12 protein-coding genes are annotated in these 15,453 nt (G+C 26.3%); all 12 read right to left on the reverse strand.

Annotated elements, in window-relative coordinates; all coding sequences use genetic code 11:
- On the reverse strand, window positions 1-1,534 hold a 1,534-nt coding region (locus HGPT_RS08140), incomplete at its 3' end, for a Rib/alpha-like domain-containing protein (RefSeq protein WP_081578528.1).
- Window positions 1,535-1,794: 260 nt separating this feature from the next.
- On the reverse strand, window positions 1,795-2,421 hold the full coding sequence (locus HGPT_RS08145) for a class B sortase (protein WP_019139353.1): 627 nt from the start codon (window positions 2,419-2,421) through the stop codon (window positions 1,795-1,797).
- Window positions 2,405-2,848 (reverse strand): hypothetical protein, encoded by a 444-nt coding sequence (locus tag HGPT_RS08150; protein WP_019139354.1) that lies wholly within the window; start codon window positions 2,846-2,848, stop codon window positions 2,405-2,407. Before HGPT_RS08150 ends, HGPT_RS08145 begins: the two co-directional genes overlap by 17 nt.
- 57 nt (window positions 2,849-2,905) lie before the next feature.
- Window positions 2,906-5,674 (reverse strand): S-layer homology domain-containing protein, encoded by a 2,769-nt coding sequence (locus tag HGPT_RS08155; RefSeq protein WP_019139355.1) that lies wholly within the window; start codon window positions 5,672-5,674, stop codon window positions 2,906-2,908.
- A 196-nt stretch (window positions 5,675-5,870) separates the two neighbouring features.
- On the reverse strand, window positions 5,871-6,041 hold the full coding sequence (locus HGPT_RS09115) for a hypothetical protein (protein WP_155799259.1): 171 nt from the start codon (window positions 6,039-6,041) through the stop codon (window positions 5,871-5,873).
- The gene (locus HGPT_RS08795; RefSeq protein WP_019139357.1) at window positions 6,028-9,348 is read right to left on the reverse strand and encodes a VirD4-like conjugal transfer protein, CD1115 family; all 3,321 of its coding nucleotides are present in this window, start codon (window positions 9,346-9,348) and stop codon (window positions 6,028-6,030) included. Before HGPT_RS08795 ends, HGPT_RS09115 begins: the two co-directional genes overlap by 14 nt.
- Window positions 9,345-9,833 (reverse strand): hypothetical protein, encoded by a 489-nt coding sequence (locus HGPT_RS08165; RefSeq protein WP_019139358.1) that lies wholly within the window; start codon window positions 9,831-9,833, stop codon window positions 9,345-9,347. Before HGPT_RS08165 ends, HGPT_RS08795 begins: the two co-directional genes overlap by 4 nt.
- Window positions 9,834-10,054: 221 nt before the next feature.
- Window positions 10,055-10,300: a hypothetical protein gene (locus HGPT_RS08170; RefSeq protein WP_172633960.1), complete on the reverse strand. Its 246-nt coding sequence runs from the start codon at window positions 10,298-10,300 to the stop codon at window positions 10,055-10,057.
- 4 nt (window positions 10,301-10,304) lie between these two features.
- Entirely contained in the window at window positions 10,305-11,399 is a 1,095-nt protein-coding gene (locus HGPT_RS08175) for a penicillin-binding transpeptidase domain-containing protein (protein ID WP_019139360.1), read from the reverse strand.
- Between the two features lie 20 nt (window positions 11,400-11,419).
- On the reverse strand, window positions 11,420-12,346 hold the full coding sequence (locus HGPT_RS08180) for a biosynthetic peptidoglycan transglycosylase (protein ID WP_019139361.1): 927 nt from the start codon (window positions 12,344-12,346) through the stop codon (window positions 11,420-11,422).
- The gene (locus tag HGPT_RS08185; protein ID WP_019139362.1) at window positions 12,343-12,594 is read right to left on the reverse strand and encodes a hypothetical protein; all 252 of its coding nucleotides are present in this window, start codon (window positions 12,592-12,594) and stop codon (window positions 12,343-12,345) included. Before HGPT_RS08185 ends, HGPT_RS08180 begins: the two co-directional genes overlap by 4 nt.
- Window positions 12,595-12,890: 296 nt before the next feature.
- Window positions 12,891-15,245 (reverse strand): SF1B family DNA helicase RecD2, encoded by a 2,355-nt coding sequence (gene recD2 / locus HGPT_RS08190; RefSeq protein ID WP_019139363.1) that lies wholly within the window; start codon window positions 15,243-15,245, stop codon window positions 12,891-12,893.
- Window positions 15,246-15,453 lie beyond the last annotated feature (208 nt).

The raw sequence follows: 15,453 nt of genomic DNA on the forward strand, positions 1-15,453 counted from the left end.
CTCCTTCTGGTAGGTTCTTAATGTTGTCTGTTAAGTCTACTTCTCCACCCCAAGGAACTACTTCTTTTTCTATATCGTCTTTGTTGATTTCTGGAACTGGTGTTATTGTTCCTGCTTTTTCAACTACTTTTACTGGTATTTCGACTTCTTTTGTTGATCCGTCTGGGAATGTTACTTCTACAACTGCTTTTTTATCGCCTATTTCGGATGTATCAGCAGGTGTTTTAATTTCAACTTTTGAGGCATTACTATCTGACAAGTTTTTAATTGCAGATTTATATTTTTCCAAAATAATATCCTCATTTTTAAATGCTTCTAATGTTTCTACTAATGGATTAAATTTATCAGCATCTAAATCAATAACGTCAACAACTACATTATAGTTTGCAGTTCTTGCTGTATAAATTAATGGTACAGTTAACTCTTTTGTTGAATTATCTTTGAATGTAATTTTAACTTTAATCTCTTTTTCCTCTTGAGGAATTGTTGTAGAAATTTTTCCTGTTTTTTCGCCAGATTCTCCTGTGTCTACTCCTTCAACTTCTTTTGCGATGATATCCTGTGGCTTATTAACTATTGCGGAAGTTAAGTCTACTTTATCATTTCGTTTGACTTGTAGTTTTTTTAATTCTGGAGTATATTCCCTTCTATTAGGGACTTCTTTTGTTTCGGTGCTTGCTCCATCTGGCAAATCTAATACATCTTTTATTTCATCATCTGTTGGTTTTTTATCAGTTATAATCGGAGTATTATCGTAATTGTAATCATCGGCATCTGTTGATATTTTTTCAGAACCTATATATTCATACCAATATCCACCTTGTTTCCCACTGTTTGGATATGGAAATTCATTATCAGATGTAACAGTTTCTATATATGAACCTTTAACATCAATTGTAGTTTTTTCTCCAACAGCCATTTCAATTATATCTCCGCCTCTTTTATTATAATCAGATGGTTCTATTTTATGGAAAATTAAACGGTATTCAAGTTCTTCTGACATTGGACGGCTGTCGACTCCCTTTAAATAAAAATCAAATCCACGAGAATAATCGTGCCATCCTCCGATTTGGGCCCAAAAACTATCTTTTTGTCTTAAATCATAAGAAGAAGTTGCATAACTAAGATTTTCATTTTTTAAATCTTCAAGGCTATTGAAATATCCTAAATTAGTATGAAAAGCTCCTTCAAATGCATTTTCAATGTCAACTGAACCACCTATAACTAATTCGTCATATCTTGTATTGCCATCTCCAAATTTGTTTTTGTAATATTCTTTATAACTTTCAAGCTCATCTCGATTGTATTCATTAAATACTTTGAAATTGATTTTTTCTTCTTTATCTAAAGCATACTTTTTCCATTTGTGGACATATTGAGAACGTGTCGCTGATAAGGAATTGATAGATATTTCTTGATTATTATAATCGTTTAAACCTTCTGCCAATACATTAAACGGAATACTAGTTCCCATTATTGCCACTGATGCCGTTAAGGCTAGTGTTCTTCTTAGTTTATTCTTATTTTTACTCATTATATTTAGTCGAATAGATTGTTTATCTATTCTTCCTCCCTTCTTTATTAAAAAATAGTTACAACAAAAAACTTAAAAAAGTTTTTTAACAAATTGACCTATTCCCTCTACCCTCCTTCAATAAAATTTTATTACATCAAGAATATACCTTAATATTTCTATTTTTTTAGATTTTTTAAAAATTTAATTAATATTTTCTCCTATTATGACTATTCTTTTGCTACCACCAACTGTATCTGTGGTACAAGTCACTAAAGTGACTATTTCATTTTCAAAATCTGGTTGTCTATTAATTTTAAAAGACATTCTTTTTTTACTTCTTCATACCATTTTTCTTTTTCATCTGTATTTTTAAAAATATCTTTATGAAAATAAAATTTATCTTTAGCAGTATCAATTTGGAAAGCTCCGACAATTAAATATTTTTTATTAGAATGTTCGGTTTTAATATAGAAAAAGGGATCTTTATTATAGAAATCAATATCTAGTAGTTTATATAAATCTGTAAACATGTATGGTTTTTTCGAAGTAAATGCATGTGCATAAATCACTTTAAAATCAGAATTTTCATTTTTTTTTGGATAGACAAAAGGAATACCTACTCCATTATATTTTTTATCTAAATCGCTATATAAATAAGTTTTGGGATTATCTGTCATAACTAAGGGATAATTAATGTTTGGCAAACTATTAAAGTAGATTTTTCCATAAATATCAGGGTACTTAGCTTTTAAATTTTTAATATCTTCGTTTGTCTTTACATCTTCTACTACTTTTGAAATCTTTTTTTCTTCATTGTGAATATTAGGTTTAGTAGCAAACAAAAATATTGTTAATGCTAAAAATAAAGAAACAAAAATTATAAAAATATTATTTAGAACTTTCATAAACTACATGCCAATTATCAGGGTATGCTACTTCAATGCTTGCAATATATTGTCTTTCAACTTCTAGGTTTTTATTTAATATAGCTAATAAACAATCACAGATATCATCAAATTTTTCTTGTTCGTCTTTATAATCTAATAAAAGGGATTTATATCCTAACCCTTTACTTGTTTCCCATAAAGATTGAGGTGATTTACCTTCATCACAATTTTCGAAAAAATAAAACATTATTTTATCTATTTTTTCTTCATTTTTTGTTTCAAAACACATTTCTTCAATTGGCGATTCACAACATATATTTTCTTTTCTATTTGCAAAATCGTAAGGTGGTTTGTTTAATATATCGGTTTCTTTTTTTAATTTTCCATAAAAGCTTATACATAAAGGTTCATCATTAGTTATTTCTAATTTTTTAAGTTTTAACATATATATCTCCTAAAAAAAATAAGGGATGACTATTGTCACCCCTATTTAATCATCTAATTATTTAGACCAAGTTCTATTGCTATCAGTTACATTTGCCTTGTGTGTATTTGAAGCATCTAATATTTCATAGAAAGCCCAGTGTTTAGGACTAACATCTTTAAACATATTAAGCTTCTTAGCATCAATGTCCTTTGTAATAGATTTTTCTGTAGTTTTTCTGTCAAATGTTCGATTTAACATTCTTACAGCTTCTGCTCTTGTAATGTCTTTGTCTCCTCTAAATGTTCCGTCTTCATATCCCTTAATAATACCTCTTTCAAGTGCATCTTGAATTGCTGATTTAGACCAGTGTTTATCAGATACATCTTTAAATGATATTAAAGTATTGCCTTCTGCTTTCTTTACGTTTTCAGATACATATTTAGAAATCATTTGAGCAAACTCTTCCCTAGTCATGTTAGCGTTAGGGTTAAATTTTCCATTAGTATATCCACTAATATATCCTTTTTCAGTTGCATAATTTAAAGAATCAGAATACCATTGATTATTTGAATCTGAATATCTAGTAGTTCTTGGAGTGGTTTCTACCTTACCTCTTACAAGTCTTGTAAACATTGCAACAGCTTCTGCTCTTGTAATATTTCTTTCTGGACCAAAAGTTCCATCTGGATAGCCAACAACATATTGGTTAAAGCTTTTTACTTCTTTAATATCTTTTACTTCTTTTTCATAAGTGTATTCTTTATATCCGTCAGCAGTTATTTTTAGTTTAACTTTAGTATCATTTTTTAAATCTCTAAGGTCATAAATAACTTTGGCATTTCCGTCTTTATCAATGTTATATTTTACATTGTTTCCATTTACTTCAATTTTCATGTCCTTTGGAGCATCTTTTACTGTAAATGTTAATTCATATCTATCGTCAGACTTTTTAGTTAGCTTAATATCCTTAACATCAAATTCAAGTACATTAGCATCTTGCTTTTGAATTTTTACGGATTTATTCTTAGTTAAAGTGTCTTTACCATCTTCTTTAACAATTACTTTTACATTGATTCTATAATCTTTTTTTAGTCTCTTAACTTCAATAGATGCCTTACCATCCTTGTCTACTTCTTTTTCGTAGTCAAGTTTTACATCCTTATCTTCAGAAGTAACTTTCACTGTTACTTTCTTTTTGTCAGTAGGCTTAATAGTTTCAATTTCAAGGGTTGCCTTTTCTTTGTCTTTCTTATCATAAACAACTTTAGTAGTCAATGAAATATCTTCAGCTTCTTCATTAAGGTCTTTTGCCTTGTTTACAAGCTTTTCTACTTCCTTGTCAGTTTCAGCTTCTTTAATATCTTTAATTAATTCTTTCTTCTTTTCATCTGAAAGATTCTTAATGTCGTTAACTTTTTCAATTTCTTTTTTCTTAAAGTCATCTTCTTTTTTTGCCAAATCAAATTGTTCTTTTGCTTTTTCTTTATCTTTAGCATCGTTAATTGCTTTTTCGTAGAACTCTTTTCTATCCTCTGAAAGATTTTCTAATTTTTTTAATTCTTTTATAAAATCTTTCTTAATAGTTTCAAGATCTTTTTCTTCGGTTACTTCTTTTTCCTTAACTGTTACTGTTGCAAGAGATTCAGTTGAAAGAGTGTCCTTATCATCTTTTAAAGTGGCAATAACTTTAACTTGTTGAGTTCCTTTCTTTAAACCCTTAACTTTGCTTTCATCAAGTGAAATTACATCATTTTCTTTATCAAGAAGTTCAAAAGCAAGAGTTGCATTTTGAGGGTTATCTACTTTAATTTGACCTTCTTCACCTACAGTAAGTTCAAGGTTATGAACTGTAATAGAAAGAGTTTTTTTATCTTCTCCTTTTTCTTCTTTTACAGTAATTGTTGAAACTACAACTTTTTCTTTAAAACCTTCTTTATTTCCTTTAACAATTACTTTTGCAGTTCCTTCTTTTAAGGCTTCAACTGTATCGTCTTCAAGAGTAATTACACCATCTTGATTTTCATAAATGTCAAAAGTTAGATTAGCTTCTTCAGGGTTGTCTACTTTAATTTTTTCTTTATCACCTTTATTTAAGGTCATGTCATTAACTGAAAGAGTTAACTCTTGTTCTTGGTTTTCCTTTTCCTTATGTTCTTTCAATAAGGCTTCAAATTCTTCTTGTCTTTCTGCAAGGTTTTCTAAAAACTTTTTATTAGATTCTTCATCTTTTATAAGATTCATAAATTCATCAGCAATTTCATCATTTTTATCTTCTTCAGAAGGATCAGATGGTTGGTCTGGCTCTTCTGGTTTAATCTTACCATCAACAATATCTTTTGGATTTACTCCTTCGCTTTCGAAGAAACTATCGGCTCTATTAACATAATCTTCTAGTTCAGCTTCTGTTACCCCTCTTCCTTCTCTTAGAAGTTCGCTATCTGGATAATTCATTTCAAGTGCTGGAAGTATAATTTCATTTCTTCTTGCAGATAAAATTTCATTATATAAATTATCTAAATCTTCTTGTGTTGCATCTCTAGGAGGTGTTACATCGGTATTTTTACCTGTTTCCTTAAAATAAAGTCCTAAATAAATTTTAAAATCATATTCGGGATAATTAGAAGTAAATGGATCAATTTCAGAAGATGAACCATATTCTCCTAAATATTTGTCTAACTTTGAAAAATCTAAATCTTCTTTTTTTTCTGTTTCGCTTTCATTGGTTATTGCAAAATCATTATTTGTGATTTCCTCCTGTGCAAAAGCTACAGTTGGTACTGCTGTTTGTGCTAACATTGTAGCCGTTAAAGCTAATGTTGCTATTTTTTTCTTATTATTCTTCAATTTAATATCTCCCTTCCTATTAACTACTAAATATAGTAGTTATAAAAACAAAACTTTCTACATTAATAATTACTTAAATAAAGAAATAATTTTTAAAATTTGGAAAATTGAATTTTTCTTTATTTCTTTACACTTATGTCTGACAAATGATAAATACCTTAAAATTTTAAAAAATTGAGATTTTTTTAAATTTCCTTTATATCCAATCCCGAAATGATTTTACTGACTTTCTTGACTTGTTTTTAAAGGAATCTTTTAGTTCTAAATTTTGACTTTTTAAATAAGGATTATTTTTTGTATAAAGAATCATTTTTCTAGATTTTGTATCTTCTTTAGCTTTTTTTAAACTTTTTTTAAAATCCATCAATATCTAAATCTCCTGTTAAGTCTTCTTCTATATATTCAAAATCTCCTACGATATTTTCACTCTCTTCCATATCATTTTTAATATTTTGTTGATCTTCTTCTAAAAGATTTTTATTTTCATTATTTTCACGATTGATTTCTTCGTTAATTGCTTCTTCAAATTTTCTTTTTTCATCTAAATCAATTTCTTCATTTCTCCATTCTTCCATAACCCTTTCACTAGCTTCTAAATATTCGTCAATTTCTTTTTGAGATTCTTTCATTTTTATGACTGTTTTCTTATTAACAATTGATGTCAATCTGCTTATTTTTTCCATGGATTTTTCTGAATCTGTTTTTGATTCGTATTCCTCTACAAATTCATCTCTTTGTTGTAAAACTTCGTTTGGAGAAATGTTTTTAGATAAATTAGGTCTTTTCCTATACTGTTGCATAATATAGTCTCTAAGTTCTATATTTATTTTTGCTGGATTACCAGTTTTAGGTGGAATATAATATAAATTTTTATTAGCATCCTCTAAAAATTTGTAATTAGGGTGTTCTTCAAGAATAAATTTTGGTCCTTTGTACGAATCATATCCTCTTATTAAAACTATTAGGTCATCATCACTCATTTTAGAAAGTTCATCACTCATCATTAAGTCTCTTTGAATAAGGGAGTTAGATTCAGAATATGAACCTTCTCTTGAATAAGTTCTATTTCCAATAGATAAATCTATTGTAGTTTTTCCAATTTTACCTGACATTTCTTTAGTCGTATCAGTTGATTGTCCTCCTAAAAAAATCCATGTATCACAGTTATCTAAAATGACATCTGCGGCCTTATCATAAGAATTTTTTACTTGGGCCAAAGATTGGAATATAGGGGCTACAGAAATATTCCTAGAACGAACTACGGAAATTATAGATTCAAAGTTTGGGATTTTACCAATATTGGCAAATTCATCAAGCAACATTCTAAGTGGAACAGGAAGTCTTCCTCCTCTTTTTCTTGCTTCCTCAAAAAGCACATCAAAAAGTTGTTGATATAACATAGCTACGAGAAAATTAAAAGATGAATCTGTATCAGAAATAATTACATACAAAATCATTTTAGAATCTGGGTTTGCAAATTCTCTAAGATTTATTTCATCTTTTGCAGTTAATTCTTGAATTTCTTTAATAAAGAATTTTGATAATTTAGTTACAGCTGAAATATTAATAGATTGAAGAGTTTTTTCGCCTGCAAGTTTATATGATTTATATAACTTAACACAAGGATCTTGTTTTCCTTCTTTTTCTTCTATTTCTTTAAATACTTCATCTAGTTCAGCTTTATTACTTTGATCTGGGTTAGCCATAAGAAGAAGTTCGGCCACTTTAGTTAAGTTTTGTTCAGCTGGATCTTTTATATGAACTTTTACATAATAAAAAATTGCTGAAAGTAATAATGAAGTGGCATTATCCCAAAACTCATCTTTTGGAGCTGACTTTCCACCTTCATTGTTTCCTGCATTTTTCATTATATTTGTTACAAGTTTTTCTATTTCAGATTGAATTTTATCTGGTTTATTGTTTGGCAAATATTCAAAGAAATTATATCCATCAGAGTTTGCCATATCTATTAAATTCAAAACTCTAATTCTATAACCTTCTTTTTCAAAAAAATATCCTGTTTCATGTAATAAATCGCCTTTAGGATCCGTTACTACATAATTAGAATGGGCTTGCAATAAGTTTGGTTTTACTTCAAATCTTGTTTTACCTGTACCAGATCCTCCAAATATTAAGAGGTTATTATTTCTTCTGGTTTTCCTATCATTTAAACTCATTCCTATTTCTTTGCCAAAAATCATATTGTTTTTATACGTTACTTCATCTGTTTCTATAAGATTTGCTAAGGTTTCAGAATCTATCCATTTAGCAGAACCATGTTCTTTTCCAATAAGATAATTTCTTCTTTTGAAAATATAATAGAAATACCAAATAATTGGGAATATTCCAATTCCACATCCTAGGCTTATAGGTAATGGTTCAAAATATATATGGGTGTTACTTGGTAAAATGGCAAGGAAAGGATTTTTATAAAGACTAGTACCTCTTAAAGTTTTTTCACCAACAAATAAATGCCCTGTTAAAGAATTAACTGAAATAAAAGCTATTATTGATAAAATTACCGAAATTAAAAGAAGTCCTTTTAGTGGAATTTTTTTCCAGAATTTTTTAACAACTTCTTTTTGTTTTGAATCTTTTTTTATTTCTTGAACAGTTTCTTCAGTTGTTATATTAAATTTTGTTTTCAAATCATTTGCAGATATCTTACCTTTTTTATAATATAAAACTCCCTTTATTTCTTCTTTTAACTGATTTAAAAGAACATAATTCATTGGTTCATCCCTGAAAAAAGAATCACTACCAAAGTTAATAAAAAAATTATTAAGATTTTCTAAAACTTCAAAATGTTTACTTTTTTCAAGATAATCATTATATTTATCTTCCATTTTTTGGCTTGACAAAAATTCTAAAAATTCTGAAAAGTTTTGTGCATAATATCTAAAAGCTATGGTTAAATTATATTTTCCGTTTTTATTTTTCTCTGCTTTTATTTTGTTATCTTGTATGGAAATTTTCCTATTTATTAATAAAACATCATCCAATAATTCAGTTGATAATTTTTTTAATCTATTGTTTTTTTCTTCAGATAGATCTATTTTTTCATACTTATCGTATAAGTTTATTTCTGTTTTAATAAAACTTAATCCTGAAAAATATTTTTGATAATTATTTATAAATTCCTTATTGACTGGACTATGATAGTTGTTATAATTTTTATTATTTAACCTATCCCTTAGTTGTTCCAATTCTTTACAGAGGGTTTCTTTATCAGGTTTACAAATTTTAGAAAAGTTTCTCCATTTTTCAATGTTTTTCTTGATTTGTTCAGCTTTTTTTAAGTTGTCATCATAAATTTTTCTTTCTTCAGTAGAAATTCTATCAGGTTTATTTTTTTCTTTTTCCTTAAATTCCTTTATTTTTCCGTTAGTCTTTTTCAATTCTTTACTAAATATTTGTCTATCTTTTATTATTCTTTCAAAAACTAAATCAATTCTTTTAGATATAATAGATAAAAATTTGTAATCTTTTTTTATATCAAATTCTTTATCTAAATTTTTTATTTCATCATTGTTTATTAAAAGAGTTTTTTCTGAAAAAAAGACTTTATTTGTATAATCAAAAATATCTAAAAAAATTTCAATATTTTTTAGACTTGTATCAAGATCTTCTTTATTTACATCGAGAAGATTTAAAGTTTTCTTTTCATTTGTCATAATTCTAAATCTTCTCCTATCTCATCAATATCAATTTCAACTTCTTGCATTTTTTCATTTCTTTCTCTTTGTCTCTCAATTTCTCTTTGAGTTGCTAGAGTAAGTTCTGTATCTTTTAAGGATTTTTTTATAGCCTCACCTGTCAAAAGTATTAAAGTTCTAGGCGAAATATCGTTAAGTATGTCAAATCCTTTATCGTGAATATCAACATTATAATTTAATGCTTCTAAACCTTGTCTTAAATAATAATTTATATTGTTATAATAAATTTCTTCTTGATTATTTAAGTTGACTTTTAAATCTACTTCTTTTATTTCATCTTCTATGTCTTCTACATATAAAGGAATTTTGTCTTTAAGTTGATTAAATATATGAGCGTATACTTGCGATAAATAACAACTTGTTTGTACTAATATTCCAGAAGTTATGTGATATAAGGGATATTTAACATCATTTACAGAAGATGCCTTAAAAAGACTTGTCATAAATTTCCCCCTTCTATTTCTAATCAATAAGAACATACCTAAAAAATAAAAAAAATTGAGATTTTTATTGTTAGATTTTTAATATTAACTTACTTTATTTTATAAATGAAGCCAAATGTTTAAACAATTCAAATAACCCTTTTGTTTTGTAATTTGTAAACTGCTGAAAAAGGCTTATTATTAAGAAAAATTTTTTCAAAAAATAAGAAGTAGCATTTTAACTACTTCTTATAATTAGCTTCAACTATATTAAAAATTTCTTTATAAACTTTAACAATACTGCCATTACTTTCTTTAAAACTTATTGCCTGATTGTCAAAGCCCATCCAAATACCAACAGTAAAATTATCGTTATATCCTATATACCAAAGATCTCTAATATCATTAGTTGTTCCTGTTTTTCCCCTAAGCTCTTCTATTCCATAAGCATATTTTGAAAAATTTCTTTTTGTAGCAGTTTTTAGCATTTGATCAATACCATCTATAACATTTTTTTCTAAATAATTTCTCTCTATTTTCCTTAGATTCATTAAAAGATTTAGCTTTTTCAAAATAACCTTCTTGTGGAAACACAGTATATGAACTTATTATATCTCTAGGACTAAAACCATAAGTTAAACCACCTAAAGCAAGAGCTGAATAGTTTTCATCATTTCTCAATTGATTTTCTTCAGATTCAATAAAGGTGTCATCTTCATATATTAACCCTAATTTTTCTAAATGAGATTTTATTGTGTCTATTCCCAGTTCTTCTGCTAATTTTACTGTTGTAACATTAACTGATTCGGCTAGGGATTCTTCTATTGTCATTCTTCCTCTATATCCTTTATACCAATTTCTTGGACTATAACCATCTTTTGTGGTATAAGGCTTATCTATTACATAATCATTTATATTTTTGCCATTATCTAGACTAGGCAAATAGACAGATATAGGTTTTATAACTGAACCTACTTGTCTCGGCATTTTACTTCTATTTAAAAAGTTTTCTTCAATTTTTCTACCATTAATTGTGGCAATAATTTTATTTGTTTTATTGTCTATGACTATTCCTGCTATTTGTGGTTGTGTTTGTCCTATTTTGTCATATACCAATTCTTCTGAATCAAAATATAGATAACCATCTTCATCTATATTTATATTGCTTTTTATTTGGCTTTTATCTTTTATATATATAGAATCTCCCTTTTTATAATATTCTCCTTTTTTAAAATACAAGGGTTCAAACCTATGTAACTTAAAACCATTGTCAATTGAATAGTAATCTCTAAATTTTATTCCATTATCTAAAATCTGGATTTTGTCGTTATTAGTTAACTTAATTTCATTATATGCTGTTTCTTCATATTCACTTGGATATAAAAATACCTTTTCATTTTTAAATAAATCTGATTTTTTTATGTTTGTTATATTATTTTTAGCATCTAGTATGTTTTTGTTTTTAGAAAAATTAATATCAGCTATTTCTTTTATATTATTATAGGCAAAATATTTATCGACAATATTATCAATATTTTGATGTAATATTTCTTGTAAGTTGTTATCTATTGTTGATGTAAAAATCAAATTATTATTTTTTAAATAACCTATTGTTTCTTTATATGAAAGGTTTTTTCTTTCATTACATTTTCAATAATGTCTTCTTTTACAATATTTAAATCATTGTTTATTTTCTCTTTTTCTTGATATTTTAAAGAACTTTTTATATCAAATTTTAGCAGTTTTTCATACTCGTCAATATCAATTACTTTATTGTCTAATAAAGACTTATATATAATTTTTAATTTATTTTCTACATTGCTATTATATACGCATTTATATAATTTATTATTTATTTCAATGTTATCTTTAATTAAATAATCTTCTGTGTAAATATTTTTTCTAAGTAGTTTAAAGGGTTTATATTTAGAAGGAGCGTTTAAAGTTCCTACAAGTAAGCTCATTTCAGCCTTATTTAATTCTTTTAAATCTTTATTAAAATAAAATTTCGCTCCATTTGAAAATCCATAAATATCATGCCCTAGCCAAACTTTATTGATATACATTTCTAAAATTTCGTCTTTAGTTAATTCTTTATTTATCTTAATCGCAAGATACGCTTCTTTTATTTTTCTACTAATGCTTTTCTCATTAGTCAAATACAAATTTTTAATTAGTTGCTGGTCTATTGTAGATCCACCTCTAACAATCTTCATACTTTTTGCATTTTGAATTATAGAGGCTAAAATACTTTTAATATTAATGCCTCCATGTTTATAAAAATTCTTATCTTCTATATTTAAAAGGATTTCAACTAAATCCTCTGGTATATCGTCTCTTTCTACATATTCTCGGTTTGGATAAAAATAATATTCAATCTCTCCTCTTGTATTTATTATTTTAGCTCCTTCAGATTTTCTATTTTCAAATTCTTTTTGAAAGTCTATTTTTGGTGTGTTATATATTGTATAAGACAAAAATATTATTAGAAAAATAGCCAAGAACAAAGGAAGATATTTTAGAACCTTTTTCAAGAAAACATCAGTCCTCCATTACGCATTTCTAAAAATATTGGACTTCTCTTTAAATTTAGATCACTTAGATTTGAAATGAGTTCTGCTGTTATGGTTATTTTTCTCCTGTCGTATATATATTTGGTTTTACCAATTTTTAGTATTCTTATGTTTTTTAGATTTGCTTCTCCATACCTTTCTTTTACTAATTCTAGGTTTTCTCCCTTTATATTTTCTTCTAAAATATATTCTAATTTTTTATTTGTCAATTTTTATGTCCTTTCGAAATTTCAACTGTCTTTGAAAATTCCACAAAACCTTCTTTTTCTTTTTAATATCTTTTTTCTTCAGGTATTTTTGCTACTTTTTCATCACATTCACAACAATAATAATAAACGCTTTTAAGCGTATAATTAGCATCATCATAAGCTGATTCATTATAATTTGTTAGTTCTCCAGCAGAATCTACACACAGTTCAGCACATCCTGAAAAATTTTCCTTTATATAAAATAATTCTTCATTTCCACATTTTTTTCATTTTAGCTTCATTATTTTTCTCCTTTTCTAAAACAAAGAAACTTGATTTTCTTCTAAAAATATCTCTGCTTCAGATTTTTCTTCTTTAAACTTTTTAGTTTCTTTCTTTTCTTTTTTTGCTTTTGGTTTATATTCTTCAATTATTCTCTCATCTAATGAAGTATTTCTTTCTTCAATATAAGTATTATCTACCATAAACTTTAATAATTTTGCTTCTCTATCACCAATAAGGGTAACTGACTTTTTCCCTCTAGTTATCGCTGTGTATAAAAGATTTCTTGTCAAAAAACTATTATTAAAAAATCCACCATATCCAATTATTGGTATTAAAATATTGTCAAATTCTGATCCTTGAGCCTTATGAGTAGTAATTGCATAAGCAAGTTCTAATTCCTTAAAATCTTCTTTATAGTATTCTTTAGTTTCTTTAGAATTTTCAAAATCTATATATAGACACTCGTCATCTAAATTAATATCAATAATTTCTCCAAATGTTCCGTTAAAAACTTCATTTTCATAATTGTTTTTTATTTGCATTACTTTATCACCTACTCTAAAACACACATTATTATGAATTAGTTCTTTTTTTTCTATACTACTAGGATTAATGATATTTTGTATTTCTCTATTTAAATTAATTGATCCTAAAGTATGCTTTTTATAAAAAGTTACAATTTGAGTATCTGGATTTTTTTCTACATTTCTTTTAATAAAATCAATAATTGCTTTCTCTCTGTCTTTGTTATTATTGTAGTAATAATACATAAATACATTTTCTTTAAATCTTTTTGGAAATATTCCTTTATTTATGTCATTAGCATTTTGAACTATCTCTTCTCCATTAGCTTGTCTAAAATTCTCTGTTAAATATTGTGTATTTATTTTATTAGAATTTATTAAATCTCTTAAAACGCTTCCTGCACCTACTGAAGGTAATTGATTTATATCGCCAATAAAAATTATTTTCGTATTATTGTGAAGTGCCTCTATTAAATGCCCCATAAGATTTAAATCAATCATAGAAAACTCATCTATTATAAGAACTTCTGCTGGTAATGGATTATATTCATTAAACTCAAATTCAAGTTTACTTTTTTCTCCTTTCCATTGACATTTTAATAATCTATGAATTGTTCCATAGCAAATATTTTTAACCATATAAGATTCTCTTTCTGTAACGGATTCAATCTTTTGAGTGGCCTTTCCTGTTGGAGAACCAACATAAATGACATAATCTTTATATAGCTTTAAAATATTTTTTGTAACAGTTGTTTTTCCTGTTCCTGCACCACCAGTAATAATTGTTATGTTGTTTTCAATAGTTGATCTAACAGCTTCCTTTTGTTTCTCTGATAAAATACCATCCTTACTAAAAGCTAAATCCCAATATTTCATTAAATTTTTTTCATTCCCTAGTCCTCTATCGGATAATATCTCGCTTATTTTCTTGGCAATAGAAATCTCTTTTGTATATATAAATTTTAAGTAGTACCTAATTTCTTTTTTTGATCTTATTCTTTCTATTCCATATAATTCAGCGTTATCTATCATGTACTGTTTAATAGTTAATGATTTTATCCTCAAAAGTTTACTAGATCTTTCAATAAATATATCTTCTGTTAAATAACAGTTTCCTCTCATATATAGTTCTAATAGCAAAACATTTGAAAGCCCTGCCTCTATTCTTTTTTTATCTTCTAATTTAAATCCTAAATTCATTCCTGCAATATCTGCATTTTCAAAAGTAAATCCATTTATTTTATTTACGAATGAATATGGGTTTTCTATAAACCTCTTGAAATAATTGTCTATATCTACAGATTTTTCTGTTTCTAATTCTATGAAATAGTCTATTATTTTCTTTGATTTAGCTGGTCCAATTCCTATTTGAGCAAATTTAATTAAATATTTTTGAATTGCCTTGTTTTCTTTTTCTTTTAACAATTCTTTTTTAAATTTTTCTAAAGATTTTTCTCCTATACCTTTTATTTCTAATAAATCTTTAGGGTTTTCTTTAAAAAATTGTAGTTTATCTTTATAATCACTATATAATTTTTTTCTAACATTTTTAGAAAAAACATTAAAACATGGATCAAGATATAAATCCACATCTAAGTCTATATATTTAAAGCTTTTTGCTAATAACTGATAATTTTTATATTTATTAGACCATTTTATTTCGGCTTTTAATTCTATTTTTCTATTTAATTTAGGTGGATTATTGGTAATTAAAAATGAATTATCAAGAATACAAATTTTTGTCTTTTTTGCTTCACAAGGAAGATTTTCATCATTTTCGTCTTCTATGTCAAAAAGATAAATTTTAAAATTTTCTTTTTCATATATTTTTTTAAAAAATTTAACTTTTATGTAAACTTCCATTTTCACCACCTTCCTCTTTATATTAAATAACTTAATTTTTAATTATTTGATTAATTTTTTAAAAATACTATTTCTATAACAGAAAGAGGAAGTAGATTTTACTCTACTTCCAATCTTTTGTTGTATTTATCTATTTAGAGAGATACTTACTTGTTTGTTGTGTTTATTCCATTCTATTTGTTGGTTTATTCCGTCTTCTGTATTTCCA

Origin of the sequence: Peptoniphilus timonensis JC401 (assembly GCF_000312025.1) — a bacterium.
Classification (GTDB): Bacteria; Bacillota; Clostridia; order Tissierellales; family Peptoniphilaceae; genus Peptoniphilus_A; species Peptoniphilus_A timonensis.

What these genes read in the sequence shown, in the direction of transcription:
- HGPT_RS08145 (WP_019139353.1), bottom strand. Translation starts at nt 2,421, where the DNA reads ATGAAAGTTCTAAATAATATTTTTATAATTTTTGTTTCTTTATTTTTA.
- HGPT_RS08150 (WP_019139354.1), bottom strand. Translation starts at nt 2,848, where the DNA reads ATGTTAAAACTTAAAAAATTAGAAATAACTAATGATGAACCTTTATGT.
- HGPT_RS08795 (WP_019139357.1), bottom strand. Translation starts at nt 9,348, where the DNA reads ATGACAAATGAAAAGAAAACTTTAAATCTTCTCGATGTAAATAAAGAA.
- HGPT_RS08165 (WP_019139358.1), bottom strand. Translation starts at nt 9,833, where the DNA reads ATGACAAGTCTTTTTAAGGCATCTTCTGTAAATGATGTTAAATATCCC.
- HGPT_RS08170 (WP_172633960.1), bottom strand. Translation starts at nt 10,300, where the DNA reads ATGCTAAAAACTGCTACAAAAAGAAATTTTTCAAAATATGCTTATGGA.
- recD2 (WP_019139363.1), bottom strand. Translation starts at nt 15,245, where the DNA reads ATGGAAGTTTACATAAAAGTTAAATTTTTTAAAAAAATATATGAAAAA.